The following is a 19,793-nucleotide window of genomic DNA, read 5'->3' on the forward strand; positions in this document are numbered from 1 at the left end:
CAGGCGTCCGAAACGGCCAGGCTGCGGGGATGTCCGAGGTCATAAGCCCATGAGAAGTCCAGCCGTCGGGGCGCCATCGGCGCGTCCACATCTCCTCCGCCTGGTCGGGATCACGCTGCTGGCCGTCGTCTCGCAGCCGGGGTGCGGCCGCGAGTTCTACCGCGAATGGGCCAACCAGGACGTCTCCGAGGCGGTCTACGAGAAGAGCCGCGACCCGCGCTTCCGCATGGACCTGTTCTCGGTCGAGCCGCCCGGCATGTCCCGGTTCGCCGACCCCTACGACCCGGAGCGGCCCCCCGCGCCGCCCGACGACTTCGCCACCCAGGCGATGGCCCCGGTCCCCCAGTGGCCCGACCACCGCCTGATCACCCCCGTGGAGGGGACCGGCTACCTGGCGCTCCTGGAGAAGGACGCCGAGCGCTACGAGCCGCCGCCCCCCCGGCCCGCCACGCTCCCCCTGAGCGGGACCGACCTGCCCGGGCCGCCCCCGGGGTCGACCTCCCCATTCATCCCGGCCCCGGGCTCGATCGTGCCGCCGCCCGGCCCGTCGTCGATCACGGCCCCGACGGCCCCCGGCGACCCGCTCCGGACGCCGCGGACGCCCAACGACCCGAACCCGACCGACGCCGACCTGTCGATCCCGACCCGGCCGCCGATCATCCCGCCCGGCCCGGGCGCATCCCGGGCGAATTCCGGGACGAACGCCGTCGCGATGTCGCCCATACCTATGTCGCCCAGGCCTTCATCGCCCGCCGCGTCCGCCGCACCCAAGCCGGCCGCGGCGGCGGCACCCTCCCGGGTTTCCGCCCCGGGGAGTGCGAAGGATGCCGGCGTCCGTCGCGTCGCCATGCAGGATATGCCCCAGCCCATGCCGATCCCTACGGGACCCACGACTCCTGAGGCCGACCAGACCGCTCCGGGCGACCCGCTCCGGACGCCGCGGACGCCCAACGACCCGAACCCGACCGACCCGAACCTGTCCAGCCCGCTCGACGTCCGGCCCGACCAGACCAACCCGGAGATCGCCGACAACGAGACGGCCATCTCCACCCTGTCCGGCCTGTTCGTCCCCGAGAACGTCCCGCTGGACGAGGCCATCGCCGGCGGCCTCCCGTCCAACAGCCGCCCCTCGATCCTGACGATGGAGAAGGCCTTCGAACTGGCCCTGGTCAACAGCCGGACCTACCAGACCCAGCTGGAAAACCTCTACATCAGCGCCCTGCCGGTCACCCTGCAGCGGTTCGCCTTCCAGCCCCAGTTCATCGCCGGCCTGTCGCCGGTCAACAGCTTCCTGAGCCCGTCCTCCGGCGGGGCGAACCTCGGCCCGTCCGTCAGCCCGGTCAACAGCTTCCTCTATAGCACCCGGGAGACGGGGGCCCAGCAGTCGACCCTGAACCTCGGGACGGTCGCGGGCATCGGCAAGTCGTTCGACGCGGGCGGCCGGATCCTGGCCTCGTTCGCCAGCTCGGTCGTGTTCAACTTCGTCGGCCGGAACCCGAGCCAGCCCACCGTCCGGTCGTTCCTGCCGATCCAGTTCGTCCAGCCGTTCCTCCGCGGCGGCGGGCGGGCCGTGACCCTGGAGGCGCTCACGCAGGCCGAGCGCACCCTGGTCTACGCCGTCCGGAACTTCGCCCGGTATCGCCAGGAGTTCGTCGTCAACACCCTGGTCGGCGGCGGCCAGAATACGTTCGGCCCGATCGGCACGTCCGGCCAGATCGACCCGACCGCCAATGGGTTCCTCAACCTGGTCCGCGACCTCCAGGTCGTCGAGAACAACGTCAAGAACGTCTCGGTGTTCGAGCGGATCATCGGCGTCTACCGGGAGCTGGTGAAGGGGGAGAGCTCGGGCCTGACGCAGCTCCAGGTCGACCAGATCGACCAGAGCCTCCAGACCGCCCGGAGCAATCTCTTCCAGGCCCAGGTGCAGTATCGTAACGACATCGATACGTACAAGCTCGTGCTCGGCATGCCGCCCGACGTCCCCCTGGTGGTCAGCCGCCAGCGGACCGAGGGGTTCCGCAAGGTCTTCAACGAGATCGACGAGTGGTCGCTGAGCCCGAAGCGCGAGCTGCCGCAGCTCGACCTGATCGTCTCGCGGCTCCCCAGCCTGGAGACTCCGGTCCTGGAAGGCCGGGCGTTCGTGACGGTCTTCAACGAGATCGAGGACCAGACCCTGGAGGACCTGCTGCTGACCGCCGAGCGGGTGGCCCTGGAGAACCGGCTCGACTTGATGAACGCCCGCGCCTCGCTTTATGATAGCTGGAGACAGATCCGCGTCACGGCCAATGCCCTCAAGGGCGTCCTCAACGTCGCGGTCACCAACCAGTTCGTCACGCCCCCGACCACCAACAATCCGTTCGCCTTCGTCGATCAGGCCAAGAACTTCTCGCTCGTGCTGAACGCCGAGCTCCCCCTGGTCCGGATCGCCGAGCGCAACGCCTTCCGCCAGTCCCTGATCACCTACCAGCGGGCACGACGTACCCTCCAGGCCTCGGAAGACTCGCTCAAGAATCTCATCCGCGCCAACGTCCGCCAGATGGAGTTGATCTATCGCCAGTACAACATCGCCAAGCGGAACCTGGTCCTGAGCGTCCGGCAGAAGGACCAGTCCTTCGAGCAGATCATCGCCCCGACGGCGGGGACCACGGCCAGCACCCAGGGTGCCACCCAGACGATCAACCTGGTCAACGCCCAGCAGTCCGTCCTGAACCAAGAAAACAACCTGGTCTCGCTCTGGTATCAGTACCAGGTGCAACGCCTGAGTCTCTACCGCGACCTCGGCATCTTGCCCTACGACGAATGGGAGGCCTTCGATGAACTTTTCCCTGCAGACCGAGCCAGCGGCACCGACGCCGCCCCCGCAGGTGGCCGACCTGCCGTCGTACAGCCAGGCGAAGCCGCGGCGCCGCCGGTGGGGGGCCCTTAAGGCCGCCGCAGTCGCGGCGGCGGTGGCCGGGGCCGGGGCCGTCGCCGTGATCGGCGTCCCCGGGATCAAGCGTCCGCTCTCCGGGCTGTTCGCGTCCACCCGCCGCGAGGTCATCACCGTGCCGGTCAAGCCCGGCAAGTTATCGGTGATCGTTAAAGAAAAGGGTAGCATCGAGAGCGCCAATAATAAGGACGTCGTCGTCGAGGTCGAAGGCGGCACGACGATCATCTCGATCAAGCCGGAGGGGACCAAGGTCAAGGAAGGCGACATCGTCTGCGAGCTGGACTCGGCCGCCCTCCGCGACTCGCTGAACACCCAGAAGATCAGCACCAGCCAGGCGGAGGCGTCCTACGAGCAGTCCAAGCTGACCCGCGAGGTGGCCGAGGTCGCCGTCGTCGAGTACATCGAGGGGCTGTACAAGCAGGAGATCAGCACCAACGCGGGCGAGAAGTCCCTGGCCGAATCCGACCTGGAACGCGCCATCGACCGCCACAAGTGGTCGTCCCGGATGCTCGAGAAGGGCTACGTCTCGATCTCCTCGAACATCGCCGACAAGCTCTCGGTGGACAAGGCGAAGTTCGAGCTGGAGAAGGCTCAGACGGCCTACGAGGTGCTGACCAAGTACACCAAGGAGAAGACGATCAAGGAGCTGCGGAGCGAGGTCGAGAAGGCCCGCGCCGACGAGCTGTCCAAGGCGTCGGTCTGGGCGCTGGAGAAGACCAAGGAAGCCAAGCTGATCAAGCAGATCAACGCCTGCATCCTGAAGGCCCCCGCCGACGGCATCGTCGTCTACGCCAACGACCCGAACCGGTTCGGCGGCCAGAACCAGCTCCAGATCGAGGAAGGGGCCTCGGTCCGCGAGCGGCAGAAGATCTTCAGCCTCCCCGACATCAGCAAGATGCGGGTCAACACCAAGGTCCACGAGTCGATGGTCGACCGGATCAAGCCGGGCCTCCGGGCCCTGATCCGGGTGGACGCCGCGGCCAATCAGGTCCTCCGCGGCCGGGTCAGCAGCGTCGCTCCGATGGCCGACCCCAACAGCATGTTCAGCTCGGACATCAAGGTCTATACGACCCAGATCGCCATCGAGAGCGACGCGTCGGCCCTGAACCTCCGCCCGGGCATGACCGCCCAGGTCGAGATCCTGGTCACCGAGCTCGATGACGTCCTGTCGGTGCCGGTGATGTCGATCCTGGAATACAAGGGCAAGGACTACGTCTTCATCCGCAAGGGCGAGGAATACAAGCGGGTCGAGGTCACGCCGGGCGTGTCCAACGACCAGCATGTCGAGATCAAGAAGGGCCTGATCTCCGGCGACCAGGTCGCCCTGACCCCGCTGGCCCTGCTCTCCGAGGACGAGCGCCGCGAGGCCTTCAGCGTCGCCGAACGCGACGCCGCCAAGAAGGACTGGGGTGCCGAAGGCCCGCCCGCCGCCAAGGGGGCCGGACCCGGTGCCGAGGGCGGCGATGGCGCCTCCGCCAAGGGCAAGGCCAAGGGCAAGCGAGGCGGTGGCGGCGGGATGGGAGCGATGGGCGCCCTCTTCCAGAACATGAGCGAAGAGGACCGCGGCAAGCTCCGCACGGCCAGCCCGGAAGAACGCATCAGCATCCTCAAGAAGGCCGGCGCGACCGACGCCCAGATCGAGCAGATGCAGCAGATGGGCGGCGGTGGTGGCGGCGGTGGCGAGGGCGGCGGACGCCGTCGCGGCGGCGGCGGTGAGGGCGGCGGCGGTGGCGGATTCGGCGGCGGAGGGCCCGGCCAGTGACCAACTCGGGACGCCCGATCGTCAAGATCGTCGACATCCGCAAGAAGTACGTCATGGGACACGCCCCCAGCAAGGGCGGCCTCTTCGGGGGCCGCAAGGGGCCGAGCCAGACGATCACCGTGCACGCCCTCAAGGGCGTGTCGGTGGACTTCCACCAGGGCGAATACGTCGCCATCATGGGCACCTCGGGCTCGGGCAAGAGCACCATGCTCAACCTGCTCGGGTGCCTGGACCGTCCCACCAGCGGGCAATACTTCCTGGGGGATCGCGACGTCGCCCAGCTCGACGACGACGAGCTGTCCGAGGTCCGGAGCCGCTACATCGGCTTCATCTTCCAGTCGTACAACCTGATCCAGCAGTACACGGTGGTCGAGAACATCCAGCTCCCCCTGACCTACCAGGGGAGCGGCGAGATCACCCCCGAGCAGCAGGCCCGGACCGAGGAGCTGGCGCGGATGGTCGGCCTGGCCGAACGCCTCGACCACCGGCCCAACCAGCTCTCCGGCGGCCAGCAGCAGCGCGTGGCGATCGCCCGATCGCTGATCAACGACCCGTTCATCATCCTGGCCGACGAGGCCACGGGCAACCTGGACAGCGCCACTTCGGACGAGATCATGGCGATGCTCGGCCGGCTCAACGAGGCCGGCAAGACCATCATCATGGTCACCCACGAGGAGGACATCGCCGAGCACGCCAAGCGGATCATCCGGATGCGCGACGGCCAGATCGTCCAGGACGGCCCCAGCCCCCGGATGCTCGCCGCGATGGCCGAGACCGCCGCCCCCTGATCGCCGGGCGATTTCCCCGTCCGCCGCCCGAAGACCCCGCCGATTCACCCCCAACTTCGCGACCACCGCGGAGGGTTTCGTCCATGCGTCGGATCATTCGCAGCGTGAAGCTGGGCATGAAAAGCCTGGTCCTCCACAAACTCCGGTCGGGCTTGACCGTCCTCGGCATCGTCTTCGGCGTGGCGGCGGTCATCTCGATGCTGGCCGTGGGCGAGGGGTCGAGCCGCGAGGCCCAGCGCCGGTTCATGGCGCTGGGGGCGACCAACATCATCTACAAATCCAAGAAGCCCAGCGACGAGTCGCAGGCGGCCGGCGGCCGTCCGGTGCGGGTGCTCAACTACGGGCTGAAGTACGACGATTTCGACCGGATCCTGGCGACCGTCCCCACGATCAAGAAGGCGCTGCCGATCCGCGAGATCCGCAAGCAGGTCCGCTACTTGAACCGTGCCCTCGACGGCCGCGTGGTGGGCACGACGCACGACTACGCCGACTTCACCCACCTGGAGATCGCGCGAGGCCGGTTCCTCAGCCCGTCGGACAACGAGCGGTACGAGAACTTCGCGGTGATCGCCGCCGGGACCGCCTCGAAGCTGTTCCCCTACGAGGACCCGATCGGCAAGGCGGTCAAGCTCGGCTCCGACTACTACACGGTGATCGGCGTGACCCGCGAGCGGGCCGGCACCGCCGGCGTCGGCAGCAGCCTGGCGGCCGAGGACTTCAATCAAGACGTCTATATCCCCCTGAATACCTGCAAGCTCCGGTTCGGCGAGCGGATCATGGACAACCGCTCGGGGTCGATGTCGGTCGAGGAGACCCAGCTCTCGCAGATCACCCTGCAGGTCCACGACATCTCCGAGGTCCAGCCGTCGTCGCCGATCATCGAGGCGGCGGTCAAGCCCCGCCACCCCAAGTCCGACGTGGAGATGATCGTCCCGCTCGACCTGCTCCAGGAGGCCCAGCGGACGGCCCGCCAGTTCAGCATCATCCTCGGGACGATCGCGTCGATCTCCTTGCTGGTCGGCGGCATCGGCATCATGAACATCATGCTGGCCACCGTCACCGAAAGGACCCGCGAGATCGGCATCCGCCGCGCCCTGGGGGCCAAGCGGAAGGACATCACCCAGCAGTTCCTGATCGAGACGGTGGTGCTGTCCGGCGTGGGCGGCGTGCTGGGCGTGTGCATCGGCGTGGGCATCCCCCAACTCATCAAGTATTTCGCCACCGACCAGAACCCCGTGGTCACACCGGGCTCGGTGCTCCTGGCCTTCGGGATCTCGGTGGGAATCGGCATCCTGTTCGGCCTGTACCCGGCCCGGCGGGCCGCCATGATGGACCCGATCGAGGCGCTGCGCCACGAATGACCACCGGACGCGTCAACACCTATCGACATCGGTTCGGGGTTGCGTCGCGGTCCGGCGAAGACTAGGCTTAATCTCGACCGCGGCCTCGGGCTTCCCCCGAGGCCGCGGTCCTTCCATGCTCGGCCCGGGGACGGCCCTGCGGTCGTCCGGCTCGACTTCCCCCCTCACTACGCTCGCGCGGCCTCGTCGCGTGCCATAGATTGTCCGATCTTGGGAGCCGCAAGGGATGTCCGCAGACCGAATCCCGATGTCGAAGGAAGGCTACGAGAAGCTCAAAGCCCAGCTCGATACGATGAAGAACGAGGAAATGCCGAAGATCGCCGAGCAGATCGCCGAGGCGAGGGCGTTCGGCGACCTGTCGGAGAACGCCGAGTTCGACGCCGCCCGCGAGGCCCAGGGGATGCTCCAGGCTCGCATCAACGACCTCCAGGGCAAGCTCGCCCTGGCGTTGATCGTCGACAAGTCGACCCTGCCCACCGACCGCGTCGTGTTCGGCTCCCGGGTCCGCGTGCTCGACCTCGACCTCAAGGACGAAGAGGACTTCATCCTGGTCGGCCCCGGCGAGGAAGATTACGACCAGAACAAGATCCTGCTCACCAGCCCGATCGGCCAGGCCCTGATCGGCAAGCAGGTCGGCGACACCGTCGAGGTCCCCATCCCGCGCGGGACGCTGAAGCTGAAGATCGTCCAGATCAGCATCGACTGATCGGCCCGCCCCGCCTCAGGCCCCGCCGGCCCATCGCGACCACGCGTCCGGCGGCGGGGCCACCCAGGTCATCTCCTCGCGGAGGATCGGGTGGCGGGTCGTGAGGCTCCGGGCATGCAGGGCGATCCCCTCGGGGAAGGCCCGGGTGGAGCCGTAGGTCGCGTCGCCGACGATCGGCCGGCCCCGCGACGCGGCCTGGGCCCGCAACTGGTGGGTCCGTCCCGTCTCCGGCCGGAGCGTCAGCCGGGTCGTGCCCGCGGGGCCGCCCGCGCGTGCGGCCACCTCGTAGGCCGTCAGGGCGTGGGCGAAGCCGCTCGCCTCGTCGGATCGGATCGGGGCCCGGCCCTGCCGGTCGGGCGGGCCGATCCAGTCGTCCCAGGTCCCCGACGGGCCGAACGGGGCCGCATCCCCCTCGACGATCGCCCAGTATTCCTTGCGGGCCTCGCGGCGGGCGAACTGCTCGGACCATCGCCGCGCCGCCTTGGGCGTCTTGGCCCAGAGGACGACTCCGGAGACCGGCCGGTCGAGCCGGTGGACCGTCCCGACGAAGGCGGAGGCCGGGTCGTCGGGGCGGAGGTGCTGCCGGACCAGGGTTTCCAGGGTGATCTCGGCCGGGTCCGACCCGCGCTGGGTCAGCAGGCCGGCCGGTTTGTTGGTCGCCAGACCGTGGGCGTCTTCCCACAACACGACCAGGGGCGCGGGCATGACGGCCTCGATCCGGCGGGGGCGTCCCCGGTCACTGGGGGGCGGGAAGGTCGCTCGGCCGCCCCATGGCGGCGGGCGCGTCGAGCGAGGGGGGGGCCATCTGCCCCACCGACGGGGGTTCGACGCTCAGGTCGGGTCCGGACGGGGGCGCCATGATGCCGGGCATCTCGGCCGCGGGCATCGGCGAGGGGGGTTCGCCCAGGCCGGACGTGCCCGGCCCGCCATAGGCGGGGCCCGGCATGGCGCCGAACGGGGTCGACCCGCCGTCGCGGCCGGTGCCGACCGGCTGGCCCGGCTTCATGTTCGGGGTGATGCTCGGCTGGAAGACGGCGGTCGCGGCGCCGTTGACCGGGTGGCCTTCCGAGCTGAAGTCGATCGGCTTTCTCTGGCGACCGTCGTTGGCGTAGGGGCGGGCCGGCGGCACTTCGGGCTTCATGCTCCGGCATCCCGCGGCCGGCGCGAGCAGGCCGAGGACGGTGACGGCCAGGATTTTCCGGTGCCGATCCATCGGCGTGATCCTCTCCGGGGAAGGGGCGGCGTCGGGGGTCGACCTGACCCTCCGACGCCGGATCATAGCGATCTGGCCGGCCCGGTCAACGCGGATCGGCGGCCCGGCTCAGCCCTTGGCGGCGGCGTAGAGCTTGTTGACCTCGTCCCAGTTGATCACGTTCCAGAACGCCGAGATGTAGTCCGGGCGGCGGTTCTGGTACTTGAGGTAATAGGCGTGCTCCCACACGTCCAGGCCCAGCAGCGGCTTGAGCCCTTCCATCACGGGGCTGTCCTGGTTGGGGGTGGAGGTCACGGCGAGCTTGCCATCCTTGCCCACGATCAGCCAGGCCCAGCCCGAGCCGAACCGGGTGGTGGCGGCCTTGGTGAAGGCCTCCTTGAACGCGGCGAACCCGCCCAGCTCCGAGGCGATCGCCTCGCCGATCGCGCCGGTCGGCTCGCCCGAGCCCCCGCCCGGCTTCAGCAGGGTCCAGAACAGCGAGTGGTTGGCGTGGCCGCCGCCGTTGTTGCGGACCGCCGTCCGGGCCGACTCGGGGACCGCGTCGAGGTTGGCGATCAGCTCGTCGATCGGCTTGCCTTGGAGCTGCGGGTGGTCCTTCAGGGCCGCATTCAGGTTGTTGACGTAGGCGGCATGGTGCTTGTCGTGGTGGATCTCCATCGTCTTGGCGTCGATGTGGGGTTCCAGGGCCGCGTTGTCGTACGGCAGCGGGGGGACGGTGTACTCGGCCACGATGTCGATCTCCTGGGATGGGTGACCCGGCCGGTCGGCCGCGATGCGTCACCGCCAGATTAACACAACGACCCATGATCGTCCAAAGGGCGGGCGGGCCCCGGGCGGCCATCCGCCGGCTCGTTGACTTCCCTTCCCCCCCAACTAAAATGCGGTGGCCTGGATTTTGCCGGTCCATCATTTGCGACCCGCCATCCCGTGCTTTCCCTCGCTCGTCCGCCTGCTCCGGGGCCGTTCATGCGCATCCTGACAGCGATCCCCGTCTACAACGAAGAAGCCCACATCGAGCCGGTGCTGGAGGAGGTCCTCCGGTATGCCGACGACGTCCTCGTCGTCGACGACGGCTCGACGGACGGGACCAGCGAGAAGCTCCGCGCCTTCCCCAAGGTCCGGGTGATCCGCCACGGCACCAATCGCGGCTACGGGGCCGGGCTCGCCAGCGCCTTCGAGTACACGATCTCCCAGGGCTTCGACGGCCTGGTGACGATCGACTGCGACGGCCAGCACGAGCCGAAGCGGATCCCCGAGATCGCCCGCGACCTCGACAAGGTCGACATCGTCTCGGGCAGCCGATACCTCCAGGTCTTCGACCCGAGCCAGGTCCCGCCGATCGAGCGGCGCAAGATCAACGTGGAGATCACGGCGAAGCTCAACGAATGCCTCGGGCTGAACCTGACCGACGCCTTCTGCGGCTTCAAGGCCTACCGGACGTCGGCCCTGGCCAAGTTCGACATCACCGACTTCGGCTACGCCATGCCGCTCCAGGTCTGGGTCCAGGCGGTCCAGCACGGGATGACGATCCTGGAGGTCCCGGTCCCCCTGATCTACCTGGACGAGAAGCGGGCCTTCGGCGGCGCCCTGGATGACTCGACGTACCGCCTGAACCATTACCTGGCCGTCTTCCGCGAGGCCCTGGACCGCTCGGGCCTGAACGTGGCCGGGGGATGTCGTTGATGCGTCCGAACCGCTTGCGGGCCCCCTCCGCCGACGGTGCCTTGCTGGCGGCCCCGTCCCTCGACCAGGCGGGCGTGGTGCTCCGGGCGAATGCCGGTCGCCTGTCGGCCTGGGATCACGACTTCCAGGGACGCCGCGCCTTCCGCCTCCGGGCGATGGCACGCGCCCAGGCCGTCGCGCTGGCCCGGGGCTTCCACGACCGCTTCGGCCTGGACTGGCCCGACGTCCCGGCGCGTCCGGAACTGATGGCCGTCACCGGGCACCAGCCGGAGCTGTTCCACCCGGGCGTCTGGGTCAAGAACTTCGCCGTGGCCGGCATCGCCTCGGCGACCGGCGGCGTCGCGCTGAACCTGATCGTCGACAACGACATCCCCAAGGGGCCGGCGATCCGCGTCCCGCACCGATCGGGCTCGTCCCTGCGGGCCGTGCCGGTCGCCTTCGACGTCCGGGCCGACGAGGCGCCCTATGAAGACCTGAAGGCCCACGACGAGTCGCTCTTCGACTCGTTCGGCGGCCGGGTCCGCGAGACGATGGGCGGGCTGGTGGAACACCCGCTGATCGATCTGTTCTGGGACCGCGTCCTCCGCCGACGCGACTCGGGCATCGCCACCGACCGGGTCGGGCTCCGGTTCGCCCTGGCCCGCCACGAGCTGGAGGCGGATTGGGGCGTGGCGAATCTGGAAGTGCCGATCGGGGCGGTCTGCGAGAGCGAGGCGTTCCTCTGGTTCGCCTGCCACGTCCTGGCCCACCTCCCCCGGTTCCGGGGCATCCACAACGCGGCGCTGGCCCGCTATCGGGCCACCTACGGGATCCGCAGCCGCAACCACCCGGTCCCGGCGCTGGCCCGCCAGGGGGAATGGCTGGAGGCCCCGTTCTGGGTCTGGCGGGCCGACTCCCCCCGGCGTCGCCCGCTCATGATCCGGCCGATGGCCCAGTCAATGGAGCTGCGGATCGGCGGGGAGGATCAGCCGTTCCTGGAACTCCCGCTGACCGCCGATCGCGACGCCTGCTGCGCCGTCGAGATCCTCCAGGGCCTGCCGGCGCAGGGCATCCGGTTCCGGACCCGGGCGTTGACCACAACCATGTTCGCCCGCTACCTGCTGGGCGACCTGTTCGTGCACGGGATCGGCGGGGCGAAGTATGACGAGCTAGGCGACGAGGTGGCGCGCGAGTTCCTCGGGATCGAGCCGCCCACCTTCCTGACCCTGTCGCAGACCGTCCGCCTCGGCCTGGAAGAAGACCCCGCGACCCCGGACCGGCTCGATCGGCTGGGCCTGCGGCTCCGCGACCTCGAATTCAACCCGGATCGCCACCTGCCCGATCCCTGCCCGGCCGAGGCCCGGCCGTTCGTCGAGGCCAAGTGGGCCGCCATCAAGGGGCCGGTCGAGACCCATCGCGACCGGGTCGAGCGGCTCCGAGCGATCCGCCGGAGCAACGAGGCCCTGGCCCCCTGGGTCGAGTCGGGGCGGGCCGAATTGCTCCGCGAGAGGGACCGCCTGAAGGCCGGGCTGAAGCACAACGCCATCGCCCGATCGCGCGAGTATGCCTTCCCGCTCCACGACCAGGCCCGGCTCCGGGCCGCCATGGAATCCACTCGGATCCGGGCCTCCGAGGGCTGAGGCCGTGACGGCCGGCCGGCGCCCATCTCTTCAAGGATGGGCGCCCGACGGGCGGGCGGGTCGGCCCGCCCGGTTCACTTGGACTGGATGGCGAAGTTGGCCGACGACGTGCCCTTGCCATCGACCTCGAACTTCAGGGTCGTCTTGTCGTTGTACTTGTCGGGCACCCGCTCCTTGGGCTGGTTCTGCATGTGCAGATAGTTGTCGTCGCGGGTGATGTCCACGGCCTGGGTGTTGGGCGGCACCGACCGGATGGTGACCTTGTGGGTCCCGACCACCGCGCCGGCCCCCTTCAGCGGGGTCTGGAGCACGTACATCCCGTCGGCGTTGGTGGTCCCGCTGGAGTCGGTCAACCCCTTGGTCGCGGTCCCTTCGGGCTCGAAGCGGACGACGGCATCGGCCAGGGGCTTGCCATCCATGGTGACCGTCCCGGCGACCGGGACGAGGACGAGTTCGGAGTTGCCATCCCGGTTGCAGCCGGCCATCGCGACGATCAGGCAGGCCGAGGGAATCCAAAGGCGAGTGGTCATGGTGGTGGGGCGCGTCCTGGGCGGGATCTGAGAATGGGAAGATCAGGATGGTTCATGGATCGGGGTCCATGAACCATCCTGATGAATGACCGCGTCGATGGGCCGGACTGGGCGGCCGTGCCGGTCGATCAGAACGCGTCGGCCGAGATGACCTCGCTGCCCTGGATGGTGGCCAGGGGCATCCAGACGCCGCGAAGGTTGATCGTCTGCTTGATGAACACGACCGAACCGTCGGCCTTCAGCGCGTTCATCCCGCCCGGGTGGAGGCTGGCGAAGGCCCGCTTGCAGACGTTGCTATCCGGGACGGCGGTCGCGCCGGCGATGCAGGCGGTGTAGTCCGGGATCATGGCGATGGTGTACGGGTTCGCGGTCGACGAGTTGTACGAGGTGTAGGAATCGGCCCAGAAGGTCCGGCGGCGATTGTTGGTCTTGGTGCAGTACTCGGCCACGCAGACCGTGTTCGAGGTCCCGTCGATGATCGCGGAGATCGGCTCGCAGGTCAGCTGCGGCTTCGGCCCGACGGTGTGCATCACGCCCCGCCAGTTGCGGCTCAGGTCCGAGGGCAGGTCGGGGTTGTCCCAGTAGTAAGCCCCGCTTTGGGCATTGGACGCGCCGGCGACGATCCGATACGAGCCCGGGGCATAGGAAACGTCCGCGGTCTGGGCCGACGGGCGGCTTTCCGGGATGGCCAGCGTGTTGGTGTTCAGGTCGGACGGGCAGAGGTAGGTGGCGACGATCGACTCGCGGAGGGTCTTGTTCTGCGGCTCGTAGTTGAAATTGCTGAAGTTGTAGCTGTTGAACAGAGCCGTCTGTTCCATCGACGGCAGGAGGGCGATCGACCAGGTCGTCTGGAACGGGTCGTTGATCCCGTTGATGGCGAGGTTGCCGGGCGGGAACGTGTTGTTGACCCCCAGATAGTTGTGGAGCGAGAGGCCGATCTGCTTGAGGTTGTTGGTGCACTGCGAGCGGCGGGCGGCCTCGCGCGCGGCCTGCACGGCCGGCAGCAGCAGGGCGATGAGCACCGCGATGATCGCGATCACCACCAACAATTCAATGAGTGTGAATCCGCGACGCTGGACGGCGCGCATGACGGTACCCCCCTCCGAGATGATGGATGTAGGACTGGCACGAACCGATGTCTATTAGACGCGAGGAGACCAAACTATATCTCGCCGATCGCCACGTCAAGCATGGATCAAGGATTTGGAATCAGCCCATCCAAGGGGGCTCGTCCGATCAGCGTCGGACGCATGGGCGCAGGGGATCCCCCGGCCGCGGCCTGCGCCGCGACGCGACCTTGGCGGGCATTTCCTCGATCGTGCTCAAAGAGGGGGAATCGCCCGGGCATCAAACAGATGTTGGGGCGTGCACGGACGATCGGGTCGGGTCCGGCCCCTCGCCTCGTCGGGAAGGGCGGGGGGCCCGGATTATTACCAGTCGAGGACCTCGCGGGGGGCGGCCGACAGGTCGGCGACCACCCAGTCGGCGTCGGCGAGCTTGTCGCGGGTGAACGAGGTGGAGAGCGCCAGGCATCGGGCGCCGGCACGCTTGGCGGCGGTCACGCCGGCGATGGCATCTTCCACCACCAGGCAGGATGAGGGGTCGAGTCCGAGCCGACGCGCGGCCTCCTGGAAGATCTCGGGCGACGGCTTCTTGTGAGCGACGTCGCTCCCCGTGACGATCGCGTCGAAGGTCTCGGGGGGTATGCCGATCTCCCGCAGGTTCCCCTCGACCTTGATCGCGTCGGCGCTCGACGCGACGGCGATCTTGAGCCTGCGCTCGCGGCACAGGTCGATGAAGTCGCGGACGCCCGGTAGCGGTTCGAGCCGACCCTTGATCAGGTCGAGGTAGATGGCGTAGGTGCGGGCCTTGTCCACCTCCGGGTCCAGGGGGATGCCCCGCGCCTCGGCCGGCCCGCCGATGAATCGGTCCTCGCCGGTGCCGATGAACGGCCGGAAATCCTCGGGCTCCAGGGTGTAGCCCTTCTCGGCGAACATCCGGATGGCCGCCTCGGCGATGATCGGCTCGGAGAGCACCAGGACGCCATCCATGTCGAAGATCACGCCCTGGATCCGCTGCGGTTCGATCATGGCCACTCCGGGAGAAAGATCAGGATTTGAGCCGGGGGACGGGCAGGAGGGGAAACTCGGCCCGGAGCGCATCGCGGGCGAGCGGCGGGAGCGGCACGAAATGACGCGAGGCGAGGGCCGCCGAGCCCAGGCTACACTCCTTCTCCAGCAGATAGAAGCGGTTATACCCTTCGATTTGACGATTCAGGGCGTCGAGGTCGACCGCGTCGAGGTATTTGCCCCACCGCCGGTTGAACCGCTCGACGCTGGCGATGAGGTCGCGCGCGACGCCCCGGAGCCGCCGGGGAGGTGCGGTGACGAACGCCCAGCGCGGGGCCTCGGCCTGGGCCATCGCCCACAGGTCGTCGATCGGTGCGGCGAACGCGGCCCGGGCGGCCTCGGGCCCGGACGCCACCCCGGCCCACTGGCGGAGCCGGAGCCGGACCATGTCGAGCATCCCGGCCCGCTCGGCGGCGCAGCGGAGGCGGAGCCGGGACAATCCGTACTCGACGTCCTGCCCCCGGCGGGCGAACGACGGCACGTCGAACAGGCCGAGCAGTTCCTTGATCTCGGTGTCGACCCCGCCCAGGGGCGTGGCGTCCTGACCCCACTCGTCCATGCGATCGCCGGGACCAGCGGCCCCGGCCCTCCAACAAGGCCGCCTCAGCGCGAGGGCGGCTCGGGCGGGGTGATGACGCCGGGCAGCCCGCGGCGGTGGTGCCAGGTCTGGAGGGCCTCGCCCCGGGCTTTGCTCCGGTCGGCCCAGGCCTTCGCCAGCGCGTCCAGGGCCTGATCGACCGGCGTCCCCCCGACCGCGGACGCCCGCGCCCTGGCCAGGTCGGCCAGGTAGCCCGGTGCATCCGGGATCCGGAGGCCGGGGGCGATGCGTTCGTTTTCCATGGTCTTGCGGACCGCCTCGGCCCAGGGGCGGGCCTCGACGCCGGGCGCCGACCGGGGGCTGTTCATCCCCTTGGCCAGCTGAGGGCCTCGGACCGCGAGCATCGGGAAACCCTTCTCGGCCCGCATGCGGTCGGACGCCTCGGGCCCGGAAAGGTGACGGGCGAAGTCGAGCGCCGCGTCGCGACGCGTGCCGGCGGCGACCACCCCGGCCAGCCAGCCGCCCCCGTTCAGGAGATAGGTCGGCCGGTTCGGATCGGCCGACTCTTCCCAGGCCTGGCGCGACGGGTCGAAGACCCGGCCCGAGCCGGGCAGGGGCCACACGCCGATCGCAGCGTCCGGCGTCTCGCCCCAGGACGACGCCCTTTCGGCGCGGTCGATCAGGAGGGCCGCCTCGCCGGTGCGGAACGCCTTGCGGGCGGCCTCGGCATCGAACGCCTTGGCCTCGGCCGGGCCGGACGCGGCGAGCCCCACCAGGGCCCGGAGCGATTCGACGAACGGAGGGGACGCGACCCGGGGGGCGGTGGTCTCGGAGTCGAGCAGGAAGGCGAACTGGTCCTTGTGGAAGGCCGAGGCCGCCGCGCGGGCCAGCCAGATCCCGTCCCCGACTCCCTCGGGATCCGAACCCCAGGCCAGGGCCAGGCCCGATTCCGGGGCGCCGTCGCCGTCCCAGTCCTTGCCGTGGAGGAACCGGGCCAGGGCATCGAACTCTTCCCAGGTCCGGGGCGGGCCGAGCTTGATCCCGGCCTTCTCGGCCGCCTCGCGGATCTCCGGCCGTTCGAGCGCCCCCCGACGGTAGGCGATCACCAGGGCGGATCCGCCCAGGGGCAGGGCCATCCGGTCGGGGCCGTAGCGGGTGACGAGGTCGCGATAGGCCGGGACGATCTCCTGGTAGGCGAACGCGTCGGAGGCTTCCGAACCGGCCTCGACCGCGGCGTCGGGGATCGCGGCCAGGGTCTTCGCCTCGACGAGGTCGCCCATCCGGTCGCCGGTGAAGATCAGGACATCAACGCCTTCGACCTTGGCCGGGTCGACGGGGGTGTCGCGGATCTCGATGTCGCCGCCGGTGCGGGCCGCCCACTCGCCGCGCTGGGATTTGACCGAGGCCAGGATCGCCGGGTCGCCGACGGCCCCGACGACGAGCTTGACCCCCTGGTACGGGCGGGCCGGCGCCTCGGCCTTGGGCTCGGGGGCCCGCTCGCACCCGGCCAGGGCCTGGATCAGGAAGGCACCCCAGCAGGCCGCCGACCGCATCGCTCTCTGAAACCGCATGATCCCCGAGTCCTCGAAGCCCCTTGCACGCCAACCCGTCCGACTTTCCATCGTACCGGGTCCGGGGCCGTCGGATCAAACGGGGATCGGCGGGACGAGTTGCAACCGCTGGCGGCTCAGGCCCTGGGCGTGAACGGAGGCATCAGCCCCTCGACCTTGAGCCGGACCCGGTAGACCTGATCCACGGCGGTGATCGCCAGGGTCGACCCGTCGCGTCCGCACCAGGCCAGGTTGGACGGGCGGGCGGGCATGGCCAGGATGCCCAGGAGTTCGCCCGTCGGCTCGAACACCCACACACCCAGCGCCACGGCGACGTAGACCCGCCCCGCGCGATCGACCTTCATGCCGTCCGGGCCGCCGGGCTGGCCGGGGTCGAGCGTGCAGAAGACGCGGCCGGTGGCCGGGACGACCTCCCCCTCGGGCGAGAAGTCGAACGCCCGGACGTGGTACTTGCCGGTGTCGCAGACGTACAGGGTCTTCTCGTCGGGCGAGAAGGCCAGGCCGTTGGGCTTCTCGAAGTCGTCCAGCAGGAGCCTCGGCTCGCGCGGGCCCGCGCCGTCGAGGGCGAACACGCCCTGGAACGGGAGCTCGCGGTCGGCCGGCTGGACCCCATACGGCGGGTCGGTGAAGACCAGCAGCCCGTCGGAACGGGCCACGATGTCGTTGGGGCTGTTGAGGTGCTTGCCCTTCCAGGCGACGGCGACGGTCTCGACGCCGGTGCCGTCGGGGTTCATCCGCGACACCTGGCGGCCGTTCTGCTCGCAGAAGACGATCTTGCCGTCCTTGTCGAACGTCTGGCCGTTGGCGGCGCCGGTCTTCTCGCGGAGGACCGTCGCGTTGCCCGAGGCGTCGATCCGGTGGGTCTGCTCGGCCTTGATGTCCTGGAACAGGATCGACCCGTCCGGGAGCCAGAGCGGCCCCTCGGTGAACTGGAGGCCCGACGCGATCGGGGAGAGCGATGCGCCGGGCTCGATCAGGTCCGACAGCCCGGCGTCGCGGAGGATGGCGATCATCGGGCGACTTCCTCCCCGGCGGCGGCCAGGGCCTCGACGCCGATGCGGTGGCAGTAGTCGCCGAAGGTCTCGTCGGCCGACCGCTCGTCCTTGTAGCGGGCGAGGATCGGGGCGAGTTCGGGGACCACGCGGTCGAACGGGACGTAGTCCTTGAACTCGACGTTGAGCCGGTCGCCCAGGGTCCGGCCGCCCAGGAAGATCGTGTAGGTGCCCGGCCCCGGCGTGCCGTCCGGGTTGCGGGTCGCCGACCGTCCGACCAGGCCGATGTCCGAGTTATACGGCCGGGCGCAGCCGTTGGGGCAGCCGGTCATCCGGACCGTGAACCGGTCCCGATCCAGGCCCAGGCTGGTCAGCTCGGCTTCCAGCTGGTTCATGATCGTGGGCAGGGCCCGCTCGGCCTCGGTCACGGCCAGGCCGCAGGTGGGCAGGGCGGGGCAGGCCATCGACCAGCGGCGGACCGTGGAGATCTGCTCGACCCGGGCGATCCCGTGGTCGACCAGGAGCTGCTCGATCTCGGCCTTGTGGGCCGGGTCGATCCCCGCCAGGATGATCGACTGCTGGCAGGTCATCCGCGCCGGGGTGCCGTACTTCGCGAAGAAGGTGCGGAGGCCGGTGAGGAACCGGAAGTCGCCCACGTCCTTGAGCCGGCCGTTCTCGACGGGCAGGCCCAGGAACACCTTGCCGTCCCCCTGCTCGTGCCAGCCCAGGTGGTCGTCGACCTCGGTGATCCGGATCGGCTTGCTGGGCTCCAGGGACCGGCCGAGGTACTCCGCGACCGTGGCGCGGAACCTGTCCATGCCCCAATCGTAGACCAGGTACTTGATCCGGGCCCTCTTGCGGTCGGAGCGGTTGCCGTGGTCGCGGTAGACCTTCATGACCGCCTCGCCGACGTCGAGGATCTGGTCGCGGGGCACGAAGGCGAGATCCTCGGCCAGTGCGGGGAAGGTCTTCTCGGCGCTCGGGGTCGTGCCCAGGCCGCCGCCGACCACCACGTTGTAGCCGACCAGCTCCCCGCCCTCGACCACGGCGAGGAAGCCGAGGTCATTGGCCAGGACGTCGGTGCAGTTGTCCTCGGGCAGGGCGAAGGCGGTCTTGAACTTGCGGGGCAGGAACGCCTTGCCGTAGATCGGCTCGGACGGCTCGTCGCCGGCGGTCGGCACCCGGATCGGGCCGGGGACCGGGAAGTCTGGGTTAGCGACCTTCTCGCCGTCCAGCCAGATGTCGAAGTAGCTCGATGCCCGGGGGGCGAAGTGGGCGGCGAACAGGTCGACGTCCTGCTGCATCGCGTCGCGGATCCCGTCATGGATCGGCGCGGGGCAGCACAGGACGTTGCGCTCGACGTCGCCGCACGCGGCCAGGGTCGACAGCAGGATCTCGTTGATCCGCCGCATGGTCGACGGGAGGTCGGACTTCAGGACGCCGTAGATCTGGAATTCCTGCCGGGTCGTGATCCGCAGGGTCCCGTTGCCCACGGTCCGGGCCAGCTCGTCGACGGCCAGGTACTGCGCGGCGGTCGCCTTGCCGCCGGGCACCCGGACCCGGACCATCAGGCGGAAGTCCTTCTCCTTGCCTTCCTTCTTGAGCTGCGTGCGGTGGTCGCGGTCGTCCTGCTGGTAGCTCCCGTGGAACTTCAGCACCGTGGCCGCGTCTTCGCTGAAGTGGGCCACGCCATTGTGGAGTTCCTCGGCGAGTTGCACCTTGAGGAACTGGCTGGCGATCTTGATGGCCTCGACTTTGCTAGGCTTGGGCGCCTTGGGCTCCATGCGTGCGGCCTCCTGACCGATCGTCGAGTCGCCGACCATCGTATCACCTGAATCTTCGGTTCCAACATCAACATTCCGACCATTCCATCATAACGATCCAGGCCCCTCGAAATCAATCGAGGCATGGTCGGCGGCCTCGAAACCCCCGTGGCTCCTCGGGTACACTCGGGTTTGGCGCCGCCCGGCCG

The 19,793-nt window shown here is 69.3% G+C and carries 17 protein-coding genes; 7 read left to right on the top strand and 10 right to left on the bottom strand.

Annotated elements, in window-relative coordinates:
* Positions 1-49: 49 nt before the first annotated feature.
* From TA3x_RS12225 to greA, 5 genes are all read left to right on the top strand, one after another.
* Positions 50-2,926: a hypothetical protein gene (locus tag TA3x_RS12225; protein ID WP_435021569.1), complete on the top strand. Its 2,877-nt coding sequence runs from the start codon at positions 50-52 to the stop codon at positions 2,924-2,926.
* A complete protein-coding gene (locus TA3x_RS12230) occupies positions 2,814-4,691 on the top strand; it encodes an efflux RND transporter periplasmic adaptor subunit (RefSeq protein ID WP_435021571.1) in 1,878 nt (625 codons plus the stop codon). The genes TA3x_RS12225 and TA3x_RS12230 overlap by 113 nt, the downstream gene beginning before the upstream one ends.
* 53 nt (positions 4,692-4,744) lie before the next feature.
* Positions 4,745-5,479, top strand: a complete 735-nt coding sequence (locus TA3x_RS12235) for an ABC transporter ATP-binding protein (protein WP_435022350.1) — start codon at positions 4,745-4,747, stop codon at positions 5,477-5,479.
* 83 nt (positions 5,480-5,562) lie between these two features.
* Positions 5,563-6,840 carry an ABC transporter permease gene (locus TA3x_RS12240; RefSeq protein WP_435021573.1) on the top strand — a complete coding sequence of 426 codons (1,278 nt, stop codon included), beginning with the start codon at positions 5,563-5,565 and terminating at the stop codon, positions 6,838-6,840.
* 226 nt (positions 6,841-7,066) lie between these two features.
* A complete protein-coding gene (greA, locus tag TA3x_RS12245; protein WP_435021575.1) occupies positions 7,067-7,546 on the top strand; it encodes a transcription elongation factor GreA in 480 nt (159 codons plus the stop codon).
* A 15-nt stretch (positions 7,547-7,561) separates the two neighbouring features.
* Here greA and TA3x_RS12250 read toward each other — a convergent pair whose 3' ends face one another.
* From TA3x_RS12250 to TA3x_RS12260, 3 genes are all read right to left on the bottom strand, one after another.
* Positions 7,562-8,251, bottom strand: coding sequence for an RluA family pseudouridine synthase (locus tag TA3x_RS12250; protein ID WP_435021577.1), 690 nt, complete (start codon positions 8,249-8,251; stop codon positions 7,562-7,564).
* 31 nt (positions 8,252-8,282) lie between these two features.
* A complete protein-coding gene (locus tag TA3x_RS12255) occupies positions 8,283-8,759 on the bottom strand; it encodes a hypothetical protein (RefSeq protein WP_435021579.1) in 477 nt (158 codons plus the stop codon).
* A gap of 108 nt (positions 8,760-8,867) precedes the next feature.
* Positions 8,868-9,488, bottom strand: a complete 621-nt coding sequence (locus tag TA3x_RS12260; protein WP_435021581.1) for a superoxide dismutase — start codon at positions 9,486-9,488, stop codon at positions 8,868-8,870.
* A gap of 237 nt (positions 9,489-9,725) precedes the next feature.
* Between TA3x_RS12260 and TA3x_RS12265 the strand changes: the two genes are divergently transcribed.
* Both TA3x_RS12265 and TA3x_RS12270 read left to right on the top strand, forming a co-directional pair.
* Complete coding sequence (locus TA3x_RS12265) at positions 9,726-10,442, top strand: glycosyltransferase family 2 protein (RefSeq protein WP_435021583.1); 717 nt, start codon at positions 9,726-9,728, stop codon at positions 10,440-10,442.
* Complete coding sequence (locus tag TA3x_RS12270; RefSeq protein ID WP_435021585.1) at positions 10,442-12,061, top strand: hypothetical protein; 1,620 nt, start codon at positions 10,442-10,444, stop codon at positions 12,059-12,061. The genes TA3x_RS12265 and TA3x_RS12270 overlap by 1 nt, the downstream gene beginning before the upstream one ends.
* Positions 12,062-12,135: 74 nt before the next feature.
* Here the strand turns inward: TA3x_RS12270 and TA3x_RS12275 are convergent, their stop codons facing one another.
* From TA3x_RS12275 to TA3x_RS12305, 7 genes are all read right to left on the bottom strand, one after another.
* Positions 12,136-12,591, bottom strand: coding sequence for a hypothetical protein (locus tag TA3x_RS12275; RefSeq protein WP_435021587.1), 456 nt, complete (start codon positions 12,589-12,591; stop codon positions 12,136-12,138).
* A 128-nt stretch (positions 12,592-12,719) separates the two neighbouring features.
* Entirely contained in the window at positions 12,720-13,679 is a 960-nt protein-coding gene (locus tag TA3x_RS12280; RefSeq protein ID WP_435021588.1) for a DUF1559 domain-containing protein, read from the bottom strand.
* 342 nt (positions 13,680-14,021) lie between these two features.
* Positions 14,022-14,681 carry an HAD family hydrolase gene (locus TA3x_RS12285; RefSeq protein ID WP_435021590.1) on the bottom strand — a complete coding sequence of 220 codons (660 nt, stop codon included), beginning with the start codon at positions 14,679-14,681 and terminating at the stop codon, positions 14,022-14,024.
* A gap of 19 nt (positions 14,682-14,700) precedes the next feature.
* Positions 14,701-15,279, bottom strand: coding sequence for a hypothetical protein (locus TA3x_RS12290; RefSeq protein WP_435021592.1), 579 nt, complete (start codon positions 15,277-15,279; stop codon positions 14,701-14,703).
* Between the two features lie 44 nt (positions 15,280-15,323).
* Positions 15,324-16,829 (bottom strand): ABC transporter substrate-binding protein, encoded by a 1,506-nt coding sequence (locus tag TA3x_RS12295; protein ID WP_435021594.1) that lies wholly within the window; start codon positions 16,827-16,829, stop codon positions 15,324-15,326.
* Positions 16,830-16,945: 116 nt separating this feature from the next.
* Positions 16,946-17,842 (bottom strand): SMP-30/gluconolactonase/LRE family protein, encoded by an 897-nt coding sequence (locus tag TA3x_RS12300; protein ID WP_435021596.1) that lies wholly within the window; start codon positions 17,840-17,842, stop codon positions 16,946-16,948.
* Positions 17,839-19,605, bottom strand: a complete 1,767-nt coding sequence (locus TA3x_RS12305; protein WP_435021598.1) for an NADPH-dependent assimilatory sulfite reductase hemoprotein subunit — start codon at positions 19,603-19,605, stop codon at positions 17,839-17,841. The genes TA3x_RS12300 and TA3x_RS12305 overlap by 4 nt, the downstream gene beginning before the upstream one ends.
* Positions 19,606-19,793: the final 188 nt, after the last annotated feature.

This window comes from Tundrisphaera macrotermitis (assembly GCF_051175315.1).
Classification (GTDB): Bacteria; Planctomycetota; Planctomycetia; order Isosphaerales; family Isosphaeraceae; genus Tundrisphaera.

Coding starts and splice junctions, on each gene's coding strand:
- greA (WP_435021575.1), top strand. CDS start 7,067: ATGTCCGCAGACCGAATCCCGATGTCGAAGGAAGGCTACGAGAAGCTC.
- TA3x_RS12250 (WP_435021577.1), bottom strand. CDS start 8,251: ATGCCCGCGCCCCTGGTCGTGTTGTGGGAAGACGCCCACGGTCTGGCG.
- TA3x_RS12225 (WP_435021569.1), top strand. CDS start 50: ATGAGAAGTCCAGCCGTCGGGGCGCCATCGGCGCGTCCACATCTCCTC.
- TA3x_RS12280 (WP_435021588.1), bottom strand. CDS start 13,679: ATGCGCGCCGTCCAGCGTCGCGGATTCACACTCATTGAATTGTTGGTG.
- TA3x_RS12230 (WP_435021571.1), top strand. CDS start 2,814: ATGAACTTTTCCCTGCAGACCGAGCCAGCGGCACCGACGCCGCCCCCG.
- TA3x_RS12275 (WP_435021587.1), bottom strand. CDS start 12,591: ATGACCACTCGCCTTTGGATTCCCTCGGCCTGCCTGATCGTCGCGATG.
- TA3x_RS12265 (WP_435021583.1), top strand. CDS start 9,726: ATGCGCATCCTGACAGCGATCCCCGTCTACAACGAAGAAGCCCACATC.
- TA3x_RS12285 (WP_435021590.1), bottom strand. CDS start 14,681: ATGATCGAACCGCAGCGGATCCAGGGCGTGATCTTCGACATGGATGGC.
- TA3x_RS12295 (WP_435021594.1), bottom strand. CDS start 16,829: ATGCGGTTTCAGAGAGCGATGCGGTCGGCGGCCTGCTGGGGTGCCTTC.
- TA3x_RS12290 (WP_435021592.1), bottom strand. CDS start 15,279: ATGGACGAGTGGGGTCAGGACGCCACGCCCCTGGGCGGGGTCGACACC.
- TA3x_RS12305 (WP_435021598.1), bottom strand. CDS start 19,605: ATGGAGCCCAAGGCGCCCAAGCCTAGCAAAGTCGAGGCCATCAAGATC.
- TA3x_RS12300 (WP_435021596.1), bottom strand. CDS start 17,842: ATGATCGCCATCCTCCGCGACGCCGGGCTGTCGGACCTGATCGAGCCC.
- TA3x_RS12235 (WP_435022350.1), top strand. CDS start 4,745: ATGGGACACGCCCCCAGCAAGGGCGGCCTCTTCGGGGGCCGCAAGGGG.
- TA3x_RS12270 (WP_435021585.1), top strand. CDS start 10,442: ATGCGTCCGAACCGCTTGCGGGCCCCCTCCGCCGACGGTGCCTTGCTG.
- TA3x_RS12255 (WP_435021579.1), bottom strand. CDS start 8,759: ATGGATCGGCACCGGAAAATCCTGGCCGTCACCGTCCTCGGCCTGCTC.
- TA3x_RS12240 (WP_435021573.1), top strand. CDS start 5,563: ATGCGTCGGATCATTCGCAGCGTGAAGCTGGGCATGAAAAGCCTGGTC.